This is a genomic window from Pseudomonas sp. P2S-1 (assembly GCF_057197725.1).
Genome location: NZ_CM170068.1, coordinates 1289437 through 1306122, shown reverse-complemented (window position 1 = coordinate 1306122; position 16686 = coordinate 1289437). Strand labels below are relative to the sequence as shown.

Below are 16686 nucleotides of genomic sequence, written 5' to 3'. Positions count from 1 at the left end.
GCGGGGACTAATGAGCCCATGACTGTAGCGGCCCATTCCCGAATCGCTTCTGTAAGGTGCCCATTCGAAATTTATTGGCACCCACAGATCGGGGATTTCACGATGTCACTGCAACAGCTTTTTCAACCTCTCGCGATTGGGCCGCTCACCCTTCGAAATCGGATTTTCATGGCACCGCTTACCCGTTTGCGCAGCACCGAGCCAGGTGATATCCCAACGGCGTTGATGGCTGAGTACTACGGCCAACGTGCCAGCGCAGGCCTGATCATCAGCGAGGCGACCCAGATCTCGTTCCAGGCCAAGGGCTACTCTGGCGCGCCGGGCATTCATACCCCGGAGCAAATTCGTGGTTGGCAATCGGTCAACAAGCGCATTCATGATCACGGTGGTCACAGCGCCGTTCAGGTGTGGCACACCGGACGGGTCTCGCACAGTTCGCTGCAGCCTGGAAACCAACAGCCCGTCGCACCTTCACCACTTGCTGCGCAGACACGGACCTCTATCCGCAATGAAAAGGGTGAGGTTGTCCGAGTCGAGACTTCGACACCACGAGAGCTCACGCGCGACGAAATTCAGCAGATCATCGCTGACTTTGCACAAGCGGCTCGGAATGCCGGAGAAGCAGGCTTCGATCTGATCGAGTTGCATGCGGCTCATGGCTACCTGCTGCACCAGTTCCTTTCGCCGGGCTCCAACATCCGTACCGACGAATATGGCGGCAGCGATGAAAATCGGGCCCGGATCGTACTCGAGGCTGTCGATGCCGCCATCGCCGCCTGGAGCGCGGACCGTGTGGCCATTCGTATCTTCCCGCTGGGGCCGTTCAATGGCGTGGACAACGGCGAAGACCAGGAGGAGGCCGCTCTTTATCTGATAGGGGAATTGGCCAAGCGCAAGCTCGCTTACCTGCACATCTCCGAGCCGGATTGGGCGGGGGGCAAGTCGCTGCGCAATGAGTTCCGCCAGGCTATCCGGGCAATCTACCCGGGCATCATCGTCGCCGCCGGCGGCTACACCCCTGAAAAGGCAGAGAAGCTGATCGCCAGCGGGCTGATCGATGCGGTTGCATTCGGCCGGATGTACATCGCCAACCCGGACCTTGCCGAGCGTCTTCAATCCGGCGCTGAATTGAACGTCCATCGCCCTGAGTATGACTATGCCAACGGTCCGGTCGGTTATACCGACTATCCCCCGATGAGTGCCTGATCCGAGGCTTCGTTGCCATAACGGGCCGCCATGCGGCCCGTTTCGTTTCGAAAAGAGCCACTGATTCAGCCGGGAAACAGCATCCGTAGAGTCCCCGTGATCACAACGGCAAATAGCACTACCGGCAAGATCGAATAGCGCGTAGCGGCATAGAGTGTAAGACCTAGCGCGAGCAGGTCTGCCGGGTGGCCACTAACGAATTTCGGTGCGATAACGGCAATGAGCACGCAGCCCGGCGCAGCTGCCAGCACCTGAGTGAGTTGCGGCCCCAAGGTGCGATTTCGCAGTAGCAGGAAACCCGTCACCCGAGTGAGGTAGGTCACCGCAGCCATGCCCAGGATGGTCACCAAGGTTGCACTGTCGATCATGGCTTGCTCCAGAGGTAAGCGCTGACCAGGCCAGCGATCGTACCCGCCAGCACATACCAGCCGCCAGGAATCAGCAGATAGAAGGTTGCTGCCGCGATCAGGCTGAATAGCCAGGGAACGGCGGCATGAACGCCTTTCCACATGCCTTTCAACAGCACCAGGAATACGGCAGCGAACGCCATGTCGAAGCCGTAGTCACGCAGATCTCCCAGTAGTGGACCGATCATTGCGCCGAGGGAGGTGAAAGCAACCCAGGTACTCCAGAGGCACAGCGATATGCCCATGAAGTACCGAAGACTGAAGTGGCCACGCTGCCGAGTATCGGCCAGCCCCATAGCCCAACTCTCGTCGCACATGAAGAACAGGGCACCCAGGGCTTTTCGCAGCGGAAGGTGACGCAGGTGGGGCGCCAGGGTTGCGCCCATGAGCATGTGGCGACTGTTGACCAGCAGGGTCATGGCCACGATCACCAGGATGGCCGGGGGAGAGGTCCACAGCTCGATCGCTGCGAACTCCGAGCCTCCGCCGAAATTCAGGCCGGTCATCAAGGCCACTTCGACAGCGGCGAGGTGGTGCTGTGACGCCTGAGCGCCAAGCACCAGTGCGAAAGGAATAAATCCCAACAGCACGGGTACAGCCGCCGTGGCTCCACGACGGAACTCACTGAGATCGTTCTCGGCGGGAGCGTGATTTGAAACGGTTTCCAGCACATTCATGACAGCCTCCTGTGGAGGCAAATTATTTCAATTATTCAGTGGAAGTTGATTGCGTAATTGCAGGAATACCAGGAGCATTTGGCACCCAATGCCAGTAACCACCAAATCGGAGTTTTCAATGCCAATCAAGCTCGACGCTATCGACCGTCGCATTCTCCGCGCGCTGCAACGGGACGGGCGCTTGCAGAATCAGGAGTTGGCCAAACTGGTGGGATTATCGGCTTCACCCTGTTTGCGGCGGGTACGGCTCCTGGAAGAGGCGGGCGTGATCCAGCGTTACGTGGCGCTGGTTGACCCGTCCAAAGTGGCGCTGGGCCTGACGCTTTTCGTGCGCGTATGGCTCAAGCGCCAGGATCAGGAAACCACTGATGCCTTCGTTCAAGCCGTGCTTCAGTTGCCCGAGGTCGTGGAGTGTCATGTGATGGCCGGCGACTGTGACCTGCTCCTGCGGGTTGTGTCAGCTGATCTGGAGGCCTATCGCCGGTTTCAGATCAGCCACCTGAATAGCCTGAGCATGGTGCAGAACGTGAAAACCGAAGTGCCCATGGAGAAGATCAAGCTCACGACGGAATTGCCGGTCTAGCCAACGGCGATGTGTCTACCACAACTGTTTCCAGACAGGGCCTGAAACCTGAAGGACATCACGCCCCTGCGACACTCGTACCCTTGACACGACCCTTGAAATAATTTGTTACCTAATCGATAGGCTGCTACCATTCCCTTTCCCGTGAGGTACGACAACTGATATGCGTATGCGCGGATGAGTGCTTGCAATGCATTCCAAGCCGTCGCAGTAGAGCAGGGCACAACCTGCCGTCCCCTGGATTTCACGGGTTTGAGTGATTAGCCATAGGTAGACCTGCATGTTGTTAACCAAACCGACTTCGCGACGGAAGTTCCTGCTTTCGTCGCTGATCGCCTTGCCCGCGATGGGCATCACCGTCAACGGCCTCAGTGCCGCGATGGCGGCGGAAATGGCGGCGCCGAGCCTCGACAGCTACACCCCGATCTTCTTCACCCCGGCGGAATGGACCTTCATCCTCGCCGCCTGCGATCGCCTGATCCCTGCGGATGGCCGTGGCCCTGGTGCACTGGAGACCAACGTGCCGATCTTCATCGACCAGCAACTGGCCGGTGACCTGGGCAGCGAGATCTATCTGGAAGGGCCGTTCGACCTGAATGCGCCGGCCACGCTTGGCTATCAGCTGCCGTATACCCCGCAGCAGATCTACCGCAAAGGCATTGCCGCACTGGAAAGCTGGTGCCAGGCCACCCATGGCCAGCACTTCGCCCTGCTCGAACTGGGCAAGCGCGATGACGTGCTGAAGAAACTGCAAGCCGGCCAGGTCGACTTCGCCGCGCATGGCGAGGAAGTCCTCAAGGCCAGGCTGTTCTTTGGTGAACTGCTCAACCACACCCGCCAGGGCTGGCTCGCCGACCCTATCTACGGTGGCAACAAGGGCATGAAGGCGTGGATCGCCATCGGCTTCCCCGGTGCCCGGGCCAGCTACCTGGAATGGGTTGCCCAGCACAACGTCCCGTACCCCCTCGGCCCGGTCAGCCTGACCGGCCAGCGCGGTTGATCCTTTCGCTTCGCGTTACAGCATTCAAGGTTTCTTATGCCACACATTACCAATGACGAAGTCGACGTCGCCGTCGTCGGCCTGGGCTGGGCCGGCTCGCTGATGAGCATCGAGCTTGCCCAGGCAGGCTTGAAAGTGCGCGCCTTCGAGCGCGGTGAAGACCGCAGCAACGCCGATTTCGCTTATCCGAAACCGGCCGACCAATACGCCTACGGCGTGCGCAACAAGATCATGGTCACACCAAAGGATGGCGCGCTTACCGTTCGCCATAACCTCAACGGCACGGCCTTGCCGACCCGCCAGTGGGGCGCCTTCGTGCCCGGCACGGGCGTGGGTGGTTCGGGCCTGCACTGGACCGGCGTGCTGATCCGCCCGACACCGACCGACATCAAGCTCAAGACCTACGCCGACCAGGCGTATGCCCCGGGCGTCCTGCAAAGCGACATGACCATCGGCGACTTCCCGTTCACCTGGGACGAGATCGAGCCGTACCTGGACAAGTTCGACAAGATCTGCGGCCTGTCGGGCAACACCGGCAACCTCAACGGCCAGATCCTGGTCGGCGGCGATCCGTTCGAAGGCCCGCGCTCCAACCCGTACCCGTTGCCAGCGCTGGAAGACACGCTGAACAACAAGCTGTTCGCCGATGCCGCGCGCAAGCTCGGCTACCACCCGTTCCCCAACCCGTCGGCCAATGTGTCGCGGGCCTGGAGAAACCCGTACGGCAACCAGATCGCGCCCTGCAACTACTGCGGCTACTGCAGCAAGTACCCGTGCCTGAACTACTCGAAGGCCTCGCCGCAGACCGCAGTGATGGATGCGCTCAAGCGCATGGACAACTTCGACTACCGGGTCAATGCCAACGTATTGCGCGTCGAGCTGCACGCGGACGGCAAGACCGCCAAAGGCATCACCTACATCGATGGCCAGGGCAACGAAGTGTTCCAGCCGGCGAAGATCGTCGTGCTGGCGGCGTTCCAGTTCGTCAATGTGCGCCTGATGTTGCTCTCGGGCATCGGCCAGCCGTACAACCCGGTCACCCGCAAGGGCACCATCGGCCGTAACTACGCGTTCCTCAGCAACGGCGGTGCCACGCTGTTCTTCAAGGACAAGCACTTCAACCCGTTCGCCACGGCCGGTGCCACCGGGCAGATGTTCAACGACGTCTCGCCTGGCAACTACGACGGCCCATCGCTGGGCTTTATCGGCGGCGCCAAGATCCACAGCTCGCAAGCCACCGGCACGCCAATCGGCACCGCGTTGCCGTCCGGCACCCCGGAGTGGGGCCAGGGCTGGAAGGAGGGCATGCAGGACTGGTATGGCCACTCGATGAAGATCAGCATCTCCACCGGCTGCATGTCGTACCGCGACCACTATGTCGACCTCGATCCCACCTACAAGGACCCGTGGGGCCAGCCGCTGCTGCGCATCACCTTCGACTGGAAGGAGAACGAGCTCAAGCTCCAGCAGCACCTGCGCAAGATCGTCCTGGACATCACCAGGGAGTTGAACCCGGACAGCTACAGCGAAAGCTTCCTGGGCATGGATTCGCACTGGGACATCACCAAGTACGTGTCCACCCACAACGTCGGCGGCGCGATCATGGGTGACTCGCCGGAAACCAGCGCGCTCAACCGCTACCTGCAGAGCTGGGACGTGCACAACGTGTTCGTGCCGGGCGGCAACGCCTTCCCGCAGAACTTCCAGGCCAACCCGACCTCGATGATCGGCGCACTGACCCTGTTCGCGGCCCAGGCCATCAAGGACCTGTATCTGAAAAACCCGGGCCCGCTGGTGCAGGCGTAAGGAGCGAGAGCATGACAAACAAATCCCGTTCCATCCTCCCGGTAGTGCTGGGTCTCGCTGTGTTGGCCGCGGTGCTGGCGTGGATCGTCGCCAGCCTGCTCAACCGCTCCGGCGACGCCGAGGCCAGGCTGACCCAGGCCATCACCCCGGCATTGATCGAGAAGGGCGCCTATCTGGCCCGTGCCGGTGACTGCGTGGCCTGCCACACCAGCCACGACGGCGGCAAGCCGTTCGCCGGCGGGCTGGGCATCGCCTCACCAATCGGCACTATCTACTCGACCAACATCACCCCGGACAAGCAGACCGGCATCGGCAACTGGACCTACGGCGAGTTCGAGCGTGCGGTACGTCGCGGCATCGGCCACGATGGCAGCGCGCTGTACCCGGCGATGCCGTTTCCGTCCTATGCCAGGGTCAGCGATGCCGACACCGAGGCGCTCTATGCGTACTTCATGCAGGGCGTGGCCGCGGTCGAGCAGCCGAACAAGGCCAACGACATCCCCTGGCCGCTGTCGATCCGCATGCCACTGGCCTACTGGCGTGCGCTGTTCTCGCCTGCCCCGGAAGCGGTCGTGGCCAGCGCCGCAGACACCCCGATCGGCCGCGGCGCCTACCTGGTGCAAGGCCTTGGTCACTGCGGCTCGTGCCACACTCCGCGTGCGCTGACCCTGCAGGAAAAAGGCCTGGACCAGTCCGCAGCTACCTACCTTACCGGTACCGAGCTCAACGGCTGGAACGTGCCGGCCCTGCGTGGCATGCCGCACTGGAGCGAAGAAGAACTGGTCGAGTACCTGGGCAGCGGACGTAATGCCAAGGCCTCGGTGGCTGGCGAGATGACCGACGTGATCGCCAACAGCACCTCGCACATGAGCGACGCCGACCTGCAGGCCATGGCGGCCTACCTGAAGTCGCTGACACCGGCGAAAGGCCCGGCGTACCAGCAGTTGGCCGAGCGCAGTGCTGCGACCACCGCCAAGTTGACCGCCGCAAAGGACCTCACCCTGGGTGAGCGGTTGTACATCGACAACTGCGGTGCTTGCCACTTCGTCTCGGGCGAAGGTGCACAGCGCGTGTTCCCGCGTCTGGACGGGGCTTCGGTGGTCAACGCGGCCAACGCCGATGCGTTGCTGCACGTGATCCTCGCCGGCGCCGCGACGCCGTCCACCGAGCGAGCACCGTCGGTGCTGCCGATGCCTGGCTTTGCCGAGCGCATGGACGATGCCGAGGTGGCGGAACTGGCGACCTTCCTGCGACAGGGCTGGTCGAACAATGCCTCGGTGGTAACGGCTGAGCAGGTTCGCGAGATTCGGGCTTCGATCGCACGCACTCATTGAGTGAGCATCCCGAAAGGCGGCTGCAGGCCTTTCGGGATTTCTGTCTTTTATTGTCAAGAAAGCCCTGAAACCCTCAGTTCTTCCAGCACTTGGCGAAGCGAGCGCACACATCATAGCGGCGATCAAGATCGGCCATGCGCGCGATATGCATGTTCAGGTCCCGCTTGAGGATGTCGTTCGCCAGCTCGTTGTAGTAGCCCAGCATGGCCGCGTTGTCACTGAGCGTAGTCTTCGCATCGGTATCGTCACCCTCCGGCAGACGCTTGCGCAGGTGCTCGGTATCGAGTTGGCTCAGGCGCGAACGGTACTCCTCCTTGTAGCGCTGCAGAATGCGCGCCTTGCGGTCGGTCGACTCGTCGGCGGTTTGCTTGAGGTTGCGCGTGTACTCATCCCAATAGGCTTGCGGCAATGTGAAACCCAGCCGTTTCTTGCGCTCGTCGACCGACACTTTCTCCAGCAAGGCGCGTAGCACCTGGTTGTTGTCGCTGGGTTTGGGCTGCATGGCGTCGATCAGGCTGTCGGCGATGATCTGGTCGATCATCGCCGTGCGTTGCGGGGTGTCGGGTTGGCCTTGGGGTGTCACGGGGAACATGGCATTGCTACCTGCGCAGCTCGGCAGGCCGTCGCGAACCACCGGCAACGGGAATCTCGAAACCTCGCCATTGACCTTGTTCAGGCTGGAAAGCGTCGTCACACAATGATTGCCGGACCAGTTGAAGGTGACCTCGTATTCCGCGCCAGGCTGTGGTGTCAGGTTGAATCCTGTACCGCAGACCGAACCGTAACCCAGCGAGTTGGTGGCCAGGTACTGCTCGCGCCCCGGCGTCATACGAATCTCGATATACGCCTTGGCATCATCGGGAGGGGGCACGGCCATGCCAACGCGTCGCTTGGTGTTGGCGGTGAGTGCGTTGTTAAGCAGGCCGGTATTGCGCCCCATGCAGTGTTGAGCATCGAACACGTTGAGCGTGGCGCTTTGCATTTTGCTGATGAAGCGAAGTTTCGCCGCGTCGGGCTCGGCAACTTCGGGATAGTTACCCGTGATGCTGCAGCCGCTCAGCAACATCGAGGCCACGACCATCATTGGCAACGTACGCAAGGGGAGAAGAGTGGACATGATGCGCTGGAATCCTTTCTGCCAGGGAGTGCGGGAGGCGGGTATAGTAGCCATTAGCTATCAACCCTGCCATCCACCCGACACCGCTTGAGGTCATGAATGTTGAAGATGCATCGCGCACTGATGTTGTGTTCCGTGCTGCTGATTGCCAGCTGCGCGCAGATGCCGGAAGAAATGGCGCTGGACTCGAAGGTCTATTCGGCAAATAACGCCGGGCTTGTGACGGGTGCGCTGGCCGACACCGGCCCATACGGGACCTGGCTGGAGTTTCGTGACGTGCGGACTGGCAAGTCCTTTGGCTGGGCTGCCAAGGGCTATTACTCGGCCTGGTTGCCCGCCGGTGACTACGAGGTCAGTGGGCTCGGCTCTCGGGCCGGCGCGTTGGGGGCTTTTGGCGACCCGCTGCGCTTTACCGTAGAGCAGGGCAAGGTCAATTACCTGGGCGAATTGGTGAATGGTTGTCCGTACCCGGCGGTACCGACCGCGCGCTATGGGCTGAAGAACTGCGGCGCTCTGGCGCTGGGCACCTGCTCGGTACCACAACCGAGCATTGGCCTGTGTGTCGTCGACCGACAAAAACAGGCCATGCGGGTTTTCCTCAAGGAGCATCCAGGCTACACCGGCCTGCCCGTGCGCACAGCGCTGATGGGCGTGCGTTGAGCCGCTATCACGGTTGACCCTCCCTCTGGCTGATACGGCTCCTCGCCCGGCTACCGCAATGGCTGCCGGGCCATCCCTCTCAATACCCCCTGATTGCTCATCACGCCCCCGACCACTTTTGTGGCCGGGTGAGGGCGTCTGTACACCTTTTTTGCCTTTTAATTCGTTCAGAACAGCCTTTAGATTTGATAAGTCGTGATTATTTCATCTTATATTTCAGCGATTTCTCGCTTTGCCATTGACCATTTTGGTATGTAAATACAGAATACGTACCACATTATGAAATTGCAGGAAAAAGCAACATGGCGCGTGGTGGTATCAACAAGGCGGTCGTGCACAAGGCCCGTCAGGCGATCCTTGCCCGGGGTGACAACCCGAGCATCGACGCGGTGCGTATTGAACTCGGAAATACCGGCTCGAAAACCACCATTCATCGCTATCTGAAAGAGCTTGAGATCCAGAAGCCGCCGGTTACCACCAGCGTGCCGGACCTCAGCGAATCCATCAGCGGACTGGTCCGGCAACTGGCCGAGCAGTTGAAGGAAGAAAGCGACACGAAGATCGACGAAGCACAGAAGTCCTTCGATCTGGAGAACGCCGCGCTCAAAGCGCAATTGCAGGAAAGCCAGCAAGCCCTGGCCGCCGCGCAGCAGCAGTTGCAGATCCAGGGTGCGGCGCTGGCAGCCGAGTCCGCCGAGCTGGCCACCACCCGCAGCACCCTGCAGAGCGAACACACGCGCAATGCCACGCTGAGCCAGGCGGTCGGCGAATTGAACGTGCGTCTGGCCGACAAGGACGAGCAGATCGCCTCGCTGGAAGACAAGCACCAGCACGCCCGCGATGCCCTGGAGCACTACCGTGCCGCCAGTCGCGAGCAGCGCGAGCAGGATCAGCGCCGGCACGAGGCACAGGTGCAGCAACTCCAGGTCGAGCTGCGCCAATTGCAGCAGACCCTGATCGTCAAACAGGACGAAACCACCCGGCTCAACCGCGACAACGAGCGCCTGCTGGTGGAGGCACGGCATATCCAGCGTGAATCCCAGCAGCTCAAGGATCAGTGCGAGCAGCATGTCCTCGAAGGCCGCACCCTCAGCGCCAACCTGGCCCAGTCCCAGGGCGCGCGGGAGGAGCTGCAGCGGCAGATGCAGGCGCAGACGGCTCAACTGGAGCAGGTCAATGGCGAACGGCGGCAATTGACCAAGCAGGTCAAGGCGCTGGAAGCCAGCGTTGCCACCTTGCAGGCGGCACAGCAGAAGCCGGCTGCCGAGTAACGGCTACAGCACCTTGCGCATGGCGCAACGGTCCGGGAGGCCGAGCGCCTGTTCATGGCGCAGTTGTTCGTGAAGGAAGGCGCTCGCTTGCCGGGCTTCCAGGCGCTGGAAGCCCAGTCGGGCATAGAAGGGCGCGTTCCAGGGCACCGCGGCGAAGGTGGTCAGGCTCAAGGCTTTGTAGCCGGAGGCGCGTGCCCGGTGTTCTGCATGCTTCAATAACTGTCGTCCCAGCCCCCGACCTTGATGGGGCCGAGCCACTGACAGCTCCTCTATATACAGATCACCGCCTTGCGCGCTCGCACAGAGAAAGCCGCAGGGCTGGTCGTCGCCATCCACCGCTACCCAGAGCAGACCACTGGCGATGAAGCCCAGGTGCTGCTCGAGGCTCAGCACGTCATGCCTGGCCAGCCACGCCAGGCAGTCGATCACCATGAATGACTGCGCTGCCGAACGCTCGATGGCGGGAAGCAAGGTGGCGTCGTCGGGGCGGGCAGGGCGGATGCGCATCGGTACCTCGCAAATCGGGCGGTGGGGCACACCTTAGCAGGATTGCTCCGTTGATCGGCTGTGGGGCACTTCACCTGCGGGGCCCCTCTCGAATGAACAGGCCCGACAATGGAGGATGGCAGCATGAACACCCCGCAACCCCATGACGACCCACTGTGGAAAGACCCACTGGCCAACCCGCAGCGCGAGCACGATCCGGTGACCGATCCAAATGTCAACGGTGACCCCAAGCGGCAGCAGGACATCAAGCGTGAACCCTACGAGCCAGAGCAGGGGCGCATCGTACCGGAGCCGGATAAGCCGACGCCTTTGTCGGATGAGCGGAGGTAGTGCGTCAGGCTCGCTGCCTCGATCAAGACCCAGCCTCACCCTGCCTTGCGCAGGGTAAAGTTGATGCGCCGCGCACCGAGCAAGGGATGACGACCGTCCTGCAGCGGCAGGACGCCGTGAAACCGCAGGCGGTCCTCACCGCCCCAGACCATCACGTCGCCATGCTGCAATCCGACTTTCCGGGTGCGTTCGGCGCGCTCATGGCCACCGAGCAGGAAGATCGCCGGCAGGCCGAGGGATACCGAAACGATTGGTTGGCTGAAATCCCGTTCGTTGCGGTCCTGGTGCAGGGTCAGGCGGTTGCCCGGGAGGTAGCTGTTGATCAGGCAGGCGTCCGGGGTGAAATCGGCAAAGCCGGCGGCTTGCGCGGCGCACCGGGCCAGGTCGATGAACACCTCCGGCAGCGCAGGCCAGGGCTGGCCGCTGAGGGGATCGACAGGGCTGTAGCGGTAGCCGCGCTGATCGCTGATCCAGCCAAGGTCGCCGCAATTGGTGACGCGTACCGAGATGGTCCGGCCCCCCGGGGTGGTCATGTTGCGGAAGGGGGCGGCGAGGACGATCTGGCGCAGGGCAGGGAGCAGGCGTTCGACCTGGCTCAGGGCGAAGCCGGGCAACAGGGCCACCTGCTGGCCAAGCCATTGGGGATCGCTGGAGGGTGCAGGAGTGAACAGGTCGATTTGCATGGGGGGATATTACCCCGGTTGGGGTGTCGCTGTTGATGACCTCGTCGCTGGCACCTTCAGCGCCATTGTGAACTTGCCTGTTTCTCCAGGCTCTTTGCCTGATCCCCGCCGGTTAATCTTCCTTCACTTGAATCCGCCGGCAGCCCGGGTAGATTGGAAACCTTGCCCCCGGAGGATTCCGCCCTTGAAACCCGAGCATGCCCAATCGCCCCAGGCCCGGCAGGGACGCTTTCACAACCTGACCCCGCGTCCGGCCAATTCGCCGGAGCCCAACGCCAAAGTGCTGTGGAACCTGCTGTTCAACAAACCGCGCGCCACCGTGCCGCGGGTCGCACTGCCGGTACAGCCCGTGACCCGCCAGGACCTTGACCAGGCCGCCGATGGCAGCCTTTACCGCCTCGGCCACTCGACCTTGCTGTTCAAGCTCGAAGGTGGCTGGTGGCTGACCGATCCGGTGTTTTCCAAGCGCGCTTCACCCTTCACCTTCGCCGGCCCCAAGCGGTTCCATGCACCGCCCATCAGCCTTGCCGAACTGCCGGCGATTCGTGGCGTGATCCTCTCCCACGACCATTACGACCATCTCGACCGCGCTACCATCAAGGTCCTTGCGCCCAAGGTGGAGGTGTTCGTCACCCCGCTGGGCGTCGGCGACCGCCTGCTGGCCTGGGGCGTACCGGCGCACAAGGTGCGTCAGTTCGACTGGTGGCAGGGCACCGAGGCCGGCGGCCTGCGCCTGACCGCCACCCCGGCCCAGCACTTCTCCGGCCGCGGCCTGCGCGACGGCAATCGCACCCTGTGGTGCTCGTGGGTGATCGAAGCGCCGCAGATAAAGGTGTTCTTCAGTGGCGACACCGGCTACTTCGATGGCTTCGCCGAGATCGGCCGGCGCTTTGGTCCGTTCGACCTGACCTTGATGGAAACCGGTGCCTGGAACGAACACTGGCCTTACGTGCACATGCATCCCCGGCAAACCGTGCAGGCCCATGTCGACCTGGGCGGGCGCTGGCTGCTGCCGATCCACAACGGTACCTTCGACCTGGCCATGCACGCCTGGTACGAGCCGTTTGAAACCGTGCTGGCGCACGCCGCCGAGCAGGGCGTGAGCGTGACCACGCCGGGCATGGGCGAACGCTTCGACATGTACGCGCCACACCCTGGCAAGCGCTGGTGGCGCGAATCGGTCGCCGAGGAACAGCGGGAAGCGAAGGCAGGCCCGCGTCGTTGCTGCCTGCATGAAGGTCGTTAATCCGCTATCCGCCCCTGGTTCAAAGACTTTCATGTTCAACGTGCAATAGAATGCGCCCCTGGCGAGTGCAGCAAGCCCCGCCAGCAACTGAACGCCCCTTCAGGTCCGGAGGGGCGTCACGCTTTCTGCTGAACTGAAAATAGGCCAGACATGCCAAGCGTTTCTCCAGAAGTACAAGCCAGGGAATGGCATTCCATGGTCGCGCAGTTCCCGCCTGCGTTGACCCAAGCCTTGAAGCAGTTGGTCGAGACCCACAAGGTCATGCTTGCCGCACGCTTCTACGAACAGATGCTGGCGGACCCCAACGCCTCGCTGATCCTCTCCCATGACGAAGTCAAAAGCCGCCTGGGCAGCTCGATGCAGGCCTGGCTGGTGAAGGTCTATGCGGCCGGCGCCGGCGACGACTTCCTGCCTCTGGTCGCCCTGCAGAAGCAGGTCGGCGAGGTGCATGCGCGGATCGACGTACCGCTGCACCTGGTCCTCAGCGGTGCGCGCTACCTGAAAAAGCAGCTGTTCCAGCTGATCGTCGAACAGGGCTGGGCCGCCGAGGAACATGCGCAGATCTTGCGCCTGTCAAGCGAGACCATGGACCTGGCCATGGAGATCATGAGCCACGCCTACAGCCGCTCCCACGACCGCAACTCGCGCAACGAGGAAGGCTACCGGCTGTTTTCGGTGCTGCAGAACATCACCACCGAGCGCGAACGCCAGCGCGGCGCTTTGCTCGACTGGGAAAACAGCCTGATGTTCGACCTGGCCATGGGCTCCAGCGGAGTCAACCTGCCGCGCCTGGCCGCGTCTGACTTCGGCCTGTGGTTCCGCCACAAGGGCGCCTACGCCTTCCAGAACACCAAGGAAAGCGAGCAGATCCTGGCGATCATCCGTCATATGGATGACCAGTTGCTCCCGCAATTCCTCGCCGCCAAGGGCGACGAAGCGGCGCGCATGGGCCTGCTTCGGGAGATACGCGACCAGACCAAGAGCCTGATGTTCAACCTCGACAGCCTGTTCAACAGCGCCAACGAACTGGAAAGCGGGCGCGACGTGTTGACCCGCATGCTCAATCGCAAATTCCTCCCGGTGGTGATCGGCAACGAGATCACCATCGCGCAGAAGACCGGGCAGAGCTTCTCGGTGCTGTCGGTGGATATCGACCACTTCAAGACCATCAACGACACCTTCGGCCACGACGCCGGCGACCTGGTTCTCCAGCAGACCGCGGAAATCCTCAGCAGCCACAGCCGTGCCGGGGACTATGTGTTCCGCATGGGCGGCGAGGAGTTCCTGATGATCCTGGTGGATATCAACAATGCCAACGCGTTGAAAGTCGCGGAAAAACTGCGGCGCAAGATAGGCGAGGAAGCACTCAACCTCACCGAGGGGCGCAAGCACCGGGTCAGCGTGAGTATCGGCGTCGCGACCTACAACGGCCATCCGGACTACCAGCACCTGCTGCGCCAGGCCGACCAGGCGATGTACCAGGCCAAGCAGGGTGGACGGGATCGCGTGGTGTCCTATGACACCGTGGCCGGTTGACTCAAAAGAAACTGCGCTGGGCCTTGAAGGTGATCATGCTGTCGCAGTAGGTATTGATCCCCGAATAGGCCTCGCAACCGCCACCGCTCAGGTCCGAACTGCTGTAGATCAGGTCCAGGTCCATGCCCAGCCAGGGCCGCGACAGTTGCAATGACCAGTCGCTGAAACCCTGGACCTGGCGGCCGTCGCCGATGGTGAACGGTGTGCCCAGTTGATGGTGGGCAACCTTGAGGGTGATCCCGGCATCCAGCAGCGGCAACTGGCCGAAATCGGCGAACAGGGTGCCGGTGCGGTTGTCCGGGTTGTTGCGCAGGGCGCCGCCGATACGGCTGCCGAAGATCGACAGGCCGCCATACAAGGCGAAGCTATCGTTGCCGGCAACGTTCGGCTGGCTGTAGTGGATCAGCCCGACCTCGTAGCCAAGGCTGTCGTTGAAGCGTTGCTGGGTGCCGAGGTAGCTGTCCAGGCGCAGGGTGGAGTTTTCCGTGAGGCCCATGCTCGGCGCGTACTGGCCGAAGTACCAGCCGCTGTCATGGCTGACATCCAGGCCGCCATGGAAGGCGCCCAGGGGGCTGGGGGAAATCAGGCCCTGGGCCATGCTACGGGAACTGGAGGTGCCCAGGCGAAAGTCGAAATCACCCAGCTGGCGCTGGATCTGCTGGGCCTGCGCGATTGGGCTGAAGGCCGTGGCGGCCAGCAGCAGTAGTAGGGGCCTGGTCATGGTCGCTGCCCTGGAAAGCTTGCACTAGAGCAGCAGAGCTTACCGGTAGCGGATGACGGTTTAAACCCTGTTGTCCCTGCAAGGCCAGGCGTCCATAGAAGAACAGGGCGGTGACCCAGCTCGCCAGCCAGACCACGATCCCGGCCCAGAAGGTGTGCGACATGTAGTGCCAGCCCTGCAGTACCCGGGTGCTGCCGTAGACCGTGCCGATCAGCAGGGTCGCCAGCAGCAGCTTGCGTGCATGGGGCCAGCGGTGGCGCAGGGCGACAAAATACAGCGCCAGCAAGGTGAAGCCGCTGGACGCATGGCCACCTGGCCAGCAACGACCGGGCCCGGCCTTGTCGACCAGGGAGAAGTGGCTGAACCACTCCAGGTGCGGTTGATCGCCGCCGTACAGGGTGGTCTCGACCGGGCAATACACGCCGGTATGGCTCTTCAGGTAGTGGATGAGCGTGGTGCTCAAGGCGAAGGCAGTCACCACGTACAGCAGGTCGCGACGCTGCTGTGCGGTGAAGCGCAGGAGCGGGGCGATCCGGGCCATGTCCAGCAGGCGGACGGCCCGTGGACGCCTGGCCAGCAACGGCCAGAGGAAAGACAGCAGGGTACCGATGATCGCCGCCTCACCGGTCCAGTCCGGCAGGATCCGCGGCCACTTGTGGGTGACCTTCTCGAACAGCTCGCTGTGCTGCAGCACGTATTGCTGGGTCACCGGGTTGTAGAACAGGTCATTGATCATCCGGTCCAGGCGGGTCAGGTCGAAGAGCAGGAAGGTCGCCGCCGCCAGCAGCAGCGGCACGCCCAGGTTGATCAGGTAGAAATCCTTTCGCGAAGCCGTCCGCATGCTTATTTCCCCGCACTGGCGACGACTTTGCGCCATTCGTTGGCATTCATCTGGCCGAGGATCCGTGCCTTGCCGTCACGATTCATCGACACGAACAGGGCACTGGCGTACTCGCTGGAGCGCTCACCGCCGGGGACTTTGAGCTGGCGCTCGACGTGGTCGATGCAACCGCTGTGGGTCACCAGTACCAGGTTGACCCCGGGTCGCTTGCTTTGCAGGGCGGCATGGGGGAAATCGTGATCGCACTCACCGATCCAGTCGCGGCTGGCGATCTCCTTGCCGAAGATAAAGTGTGCGGTCTGCCGGGTACGGTACTCGGGGCTGGTCAGTATTTCGCTGTTATCCAGGCCCAGGTGTTGCAAGCCGGTACCCACGTCGACGGCGGCCTTGCTGCCTTCGATGGTGATGCCGCTCGGGTCGCCGAGGCAGGGATTATCGGAACGGTCGCAGCGCTCGGCATGGCGGATCAGCACGATCACCTTGCCCTTGGCCCAATCGGCATAAACCCCACTGTCGAGCAGTTGCTGCTCACTACCCAGGCTCATGACGTGTGTCCTCGTGGAAAGCCACGTGGCGAACGCGGCCAGAAGCAGAAGGGCGCACAGGCCCGGGACCAGCAGTTTTCGTGACAGGGACGGACGTCGCTTGGGACGGGAAGGGAGAGCGGGATTTTCTAAAACGCCTTGCAGCATGGCTGTCACTCCGAGACAAGCACTACGGGAATGGCTGCACTTTAGGGAGCGGTGTGTTCCAGAGCGGTG

The 16686-nt window shown here is 62.3% G+C and carries 18 protein-coding genes; 10 read left to right on the top strand and 8 right to left on the bottom strand.

Annotated elements, in window-relative coordinates; all coding sequences use genetic code 11:
- The first annotated feature begins 102 nt into the window (after positions 1–102).
- Positions 103–1206, top strand: a complete 1104-nt coding sequence (gene nemA, locus AC2CQI_RS05945; protein ID WP_484579503.1) for an N-ethylmaleimide reductase — start codon at positions 103–105, stop codon at positions 1204–1206.
- A 65-nt stretch (positions 1207–1271) separates the two neighbouring features.
- On the opposite strand, the gene AC2CQI_RS05940 is transcribed toward nemA, so the two are convergent.
- Together AC2CQI_RS05940 and AC2CQI_RS05935 are read right to left on the bottom strand one after the other, a co-directional pair.
- Entirely contained in the window at positions 1272–1574 is a 303-nt protein-coding gene (locus AC2CQI_RS05940; protein WP_484579502.1) for an AzlD family protein, read from the bottom strand.
- Positions 1571–2290: an AzlC family ABC transporter permease gene (locus AC2CQI_RS05935; RefSeq protein WP_484579501.1), complete on the bottom strand. Its 720-nt coding sequence runs from the start codon at positions 2288–2290 to the stop codon at positions 1571–1573. Before AC2CQI_RS05935 ends, AC2CQI_RS05940 begins: the two co-directional genes overlap by 4 nt.
- Positions 2291–2408: 118 nt before the next feature.
- Between AC2CQI_RS05935 and AC2CQI_RS05930 the strand changes: the two genes are divergently transcribed.
- The 4 genes from AC2CQI_RS05930 to AC2CQI_RS05915 all read left to right on the top strand — a co-directional run bounded on the left by AC2CQI_RS05930 (position 2409) and on the right by AC2CQI_RS05915 (position 7013).
- The gene (locus AC2CQI_RS05930) at positions 2409–2873 is read left to right on the top strand and encodes an Lrp/AsnC family transcriptional regulator (protein WP_484579500.1); all 465 of its coding nucleotides are present in this window, start codon (positions 2409–2411) and stop codon (positions 2871–2873) included.
- 280 nt (positions 2874–3153) lie between these two features.
- On the top strand, positions 3154–3873 hold the full coding sequence (locus tag AC2CQI_RS05925; RefSeq protein WP_075803378.1) for a gluconate 2-dehydrogenase subunit 3 family protein: 720 nt from the start codon (positions 3154–3156) through the stop codon (positions 3871–3873).
- Positions 3874–3909: 36 nt separating this feature from the next.
- Positions 3910–5679 (top strand): GMC family oxidoreductase, encoded by a 1770-nt coding sequence (locus AC2CQI_RS05920; RefSeq protein ID WP_484579499.1) that lies wholly within the window; start codon positions 3910–3912, stop codon positions 5677–5679.
- Between the two features lie 11 nt (positions 5680–5690).
- The gene (locus AC2CQI_RS05915; RefSeq protein ID WP_484579498.1) at positions 5691–7013 is read left to right on the top strand and encodes a c-type cytochrome; all 1323 of its coding nucleotides are present in this window, start codon (positions 5691–5693) and stop codon (positions 7011–7013) included.
- A 73-nt stretch (positions 7014–7086) separates the two neighbouring features.
- Here AC2CQI_RS05915 and AC2CQI_RS05910 read toward each other — a convergent pair whose 3' ends face one another.
- Positions 7087–8130: a hypothetical protein gene (locus tag AC2CQI_RS05910; RefSeq protein WP_075803375.1), complete on the bottom strand. Its 1044-nt coding sequence runs from the start codon at positions 8128–8130 to the stop codon at positions 7087–7089.
- Between the two features lie 108 nt (positions 8131–8238).
- Here AC2CQI_RS05910 and AC2CQI_RS05905 point away from each other — a divergent pair, with 108 nt between their 5' ends.
- Together AC2CQI_RS05905 and AC2CQI_RS05900 are read left to right on the top strand one after the other, a co-directional pair.
- Positions 8239–8790 carry a hypothetical protein gene (locus AC2CQI_RS05905; protein ID WP_484579497.1) on the top strand — a complete coding sequence of 184 codons (552 nt, stop codon included), beginning with the start codon at positions 8239–8241 and terminating at the stop codon, positions 8788–8790.
- A gap of 302 nt (positions 8791–9092) precedes the next feature.
- Positions 9093–10061: a DNA-binding protein gene (locus tag AC2CQI_RS05900; protein WP_484579496.1), complete on the top strand. Its 969-nt coding sequence runs from the start codon at positions 9093–9095 to the stop codon at positions 10059–10061.
- Positions 10062–10064: 3 nt separating this feature from the next.
- Here the strand turns inward: AC2CQI_RS05900 and AC2CQI_RS05895 are convergent, their stop codons facing one another.
- Positions 10065–10568: a GNAT family N-acetyltransferase gene (locus tag AC2CQI_RS05895; protein ID WP_484579495.1), complete on the bottom strand. Its 504-nt coding sequence runs from the start codon at positions 10566–10568 to the stop codon at positions 10065–10067.
- A 123-nt stretch (positions 10569–10691) separates the two neighbouring features.
- Here AC2CQI_RS05895 and AC2CQI_RS05890 point away from each other — a divergent pair, with 123 nt between their 5' ends.
- The gene (locus AC2CQI_RS05890) at positions 10692–10898 is read left to right on the top strand and encodes a hypothetical protein (RefSeq protein WP_086937223.1); all 207 of its coding nucleotides are present in this window, start codon (positions 10692–10694) and stop codon (positions 10896–10898) included.
- Positions 10899–10933: 35 nt separating this feature from the next.
- On the opposite strand, the gene alkB is transcribed toward AC2CQI_RS05890, so the two are convergent.
- Entirely contained in the window at positions 10934–11581 is a 648-nt protein-coding gene (alkB, locus tag AC2CQI_RS05885; protein WP_075803370.1) for a DNA oxidative demethylase AlkB, read from the bottom strand.
- 184 nt (positions 11582–11765) lie between these two features.
- Here alkB and AC2CQI_RS05880 point away from each other — a divergent pair, with 184 nt between their 5' ends.
- Together AC2CQI_RS05880 and AC2CQI_RS05875 are read left to right on the top strand one after the other, a co-directional pair.
- A complete protein-coding gene (locus AC2CQI_RS05880; RefSeq protein ID WP_484579494.1) occupies positions 11766–12827 on the top strand; it encodes an MBL fold metallo-hydrolase in 1062 nt (353 codons plus the stop codon).
- 195 nt (positions 12828–13022) lie between these two features.
- On the top strand, positions 13023–14363 hold the full coding sequence (locus AC2CQI_RS05875; RefSeq protein ID WP_484579493.1) for a diguanylate cyclase: 1341 nt from the start codon (positions 13023–13025) through the stop codon (positions 14361–14363).
- Position 14364: 1 nt separating this feature from the next.
- On the opposite strand, the gene AC2CQI_RS05870 is transcribed toward AC2CQI_RS05875, so the two are convergent.
- Genes AC2CQI_RS05870 through pmrG form a run of 3 tightly spaced genes read right to left on the bottom strand, consistent with a single transcriptional unit; the run spans position 14365 to position 16617 of the window.
- Entirely contained in the window at positions 14365–15084 is a 720-nt protein-coding gene (locus AC2CQI_RS05870; RefSeq protein WP_484579492.1) for a TorF family putative porin, read from the bottom strand.
- On the bottom strand, positions 14999–15925 hold the full coding sequence (locus tag AC2CQI_RS05865) for a phosphatase PAP2 family protein (protein ID WP_484579491.1): 927 nt from the start codon (positions 15923–15925) through the stop codon (positions 14999–15001). The genes AC2CQI_RS05870 and AC2CQI_RS05865 overlap by 86 nt, the downstream gene beginning before the upstream one ends.
- A 2-nt stretch (positions 15926–15927) precedes the next feature.
- Positions 15928–16617: a lipopolysaccharide core heptose(II)-phosphate phosphatase PmrG gene (gene pmrG / locus AC2CQI_RS05860; protein WP_484579490.1), complete on the bottom strand. Its 690-nt coding sequence runs from the start codon at positions 16615–16617 to the stop codon at positions 15928–15930.
- Between the last annotated feature and the right edge of the window lie 69 nt (positions 16618–16686).

Excerpts from the sequence above, each read along its gene's own strand:
- AC2CQI_RS05910 (WP_075803375.1), bottom strand. The coding sequence starts at position 8,130 with ATGTCCACTCTTCTCCCCTTGCGTACGTTGCCAATGATGGTCGTGGCC.
- pmrG (WP_484579490.1), bottom strand. The coding sequence starts at position 16,617 with ATGCTGCAAGGCGTTTTAGAAAATCCCGCTCTCCCTTCCCGTCCCAAG.
- AC2CQI_RS05905 (WP_484579497.1), top strand. The coding sequence starts at position 8,239 with ATGCATCGCGCACTGATGTTGTGTTCCGTGCTGCTGATTGCCAGCTGC.
- AC2CQI_RS05865 (WP_484579491.1), bottom strand. The coding sequence starts at position 15,925 with ATGCGGACGGCTTCGCGAAAGGATTTCTACCTGATCAACCTGGGCGTG.
- AC2CQI_RS05930 (WP_484579500.1), top strand. The coding sequence starts at position 2,409 with ATGCCAATCAAGCTCGACGCTATCGACCGTCGCATTCTCCGCGCGCTG.
- nemA (WP_484579503.1), top strand. The coding sequence starts at position 103 with ATGTCACTGCAACAGCTTTTTCAACCTCTCGCGATTGGGCCGCTCACC.
- AC2CQI_RS05875 (WP_484579493.1), top strand. The coding sequence starts at position 13,023 with ATGGTCGCGCAGTTCCCGCCTGCGTTGACCCAAGCCTTGAAGCAGTTG.
- AC2CQI_RS05935 (WP_484579501.1), bottom strand. The coding sequence starts at position 2,290 with ATGAATGTGCTGGAAACCGTTTCAAATCACGCTCCCGCCGAGAACGAT.
- AC2CQI_RS05900 (WP_484579496.1), top strand. The coding sequence starts at position 9,093 with ATGGCGCGTGGTGGTATCAACAAGGCGGTCGTGCACAAGGCCCGTCAG.
- AC2CQI_RS05895 (WP_484579495.1), bottom strand. The coding sequence starts at position 10,568 with ATGCGCATCCGCCCTGCCCGCCCCGACGACGCCACCTTGCTTCCCGCC.
- alkB (WP_075803370.1), bottom strand. The coding sequence starts at position 11,581 with ATGCAAATCGACCTGTTCACTCCTGCACCCTCCAGCGATCCCCAATGG.
- AC2CQI_RS05890 (WP_086937223.1), top strand. The coding sequence starts at position 10,692 with ATGAACACCCCGCAACCCCATGACGACCCACTGTGGAAAGACCCACTG.
- AC2CQI_RS05870 (WP_484579492.1), bottom strand. The coding sequence starts at position 15,084 with ATGACCAGGCCCCTACTACTGCTGCTGGCCGCCACGGCCTTCAGCCCA.
- AC2CQI_RS05940 (WP_484579502.1), bottom strand. The coding sequence starts at position 1,574 with ATGATCGACAGTGCAACCTTGGTGACCATCCTGGGCATGGCTGCGGTG.
- AC2CQI_RS05920 (WP_484579499.1), top strand. The coding sequence starts at position 3,910 with ATGCCACACATTACCAATGACGAAGTCGACGTCGCCGTCGTCGGCCTG.
- AC2CQI_RS05915 (WP_484579498.1), top strand. The coding sequence starts at position 5,691 with ATGACAAACAAATCCCGTTCCATCCTCCCGGTAGTGCTGGGTCTCGCT.
- AC2CQI_RS05925 (WP_075803378.1), top strand. The coding sequence starts at position 3,154 with ATGTTGTTAACCAAACCGACTTCGCGACGGAAGTTCCTGCTTTCGTCG.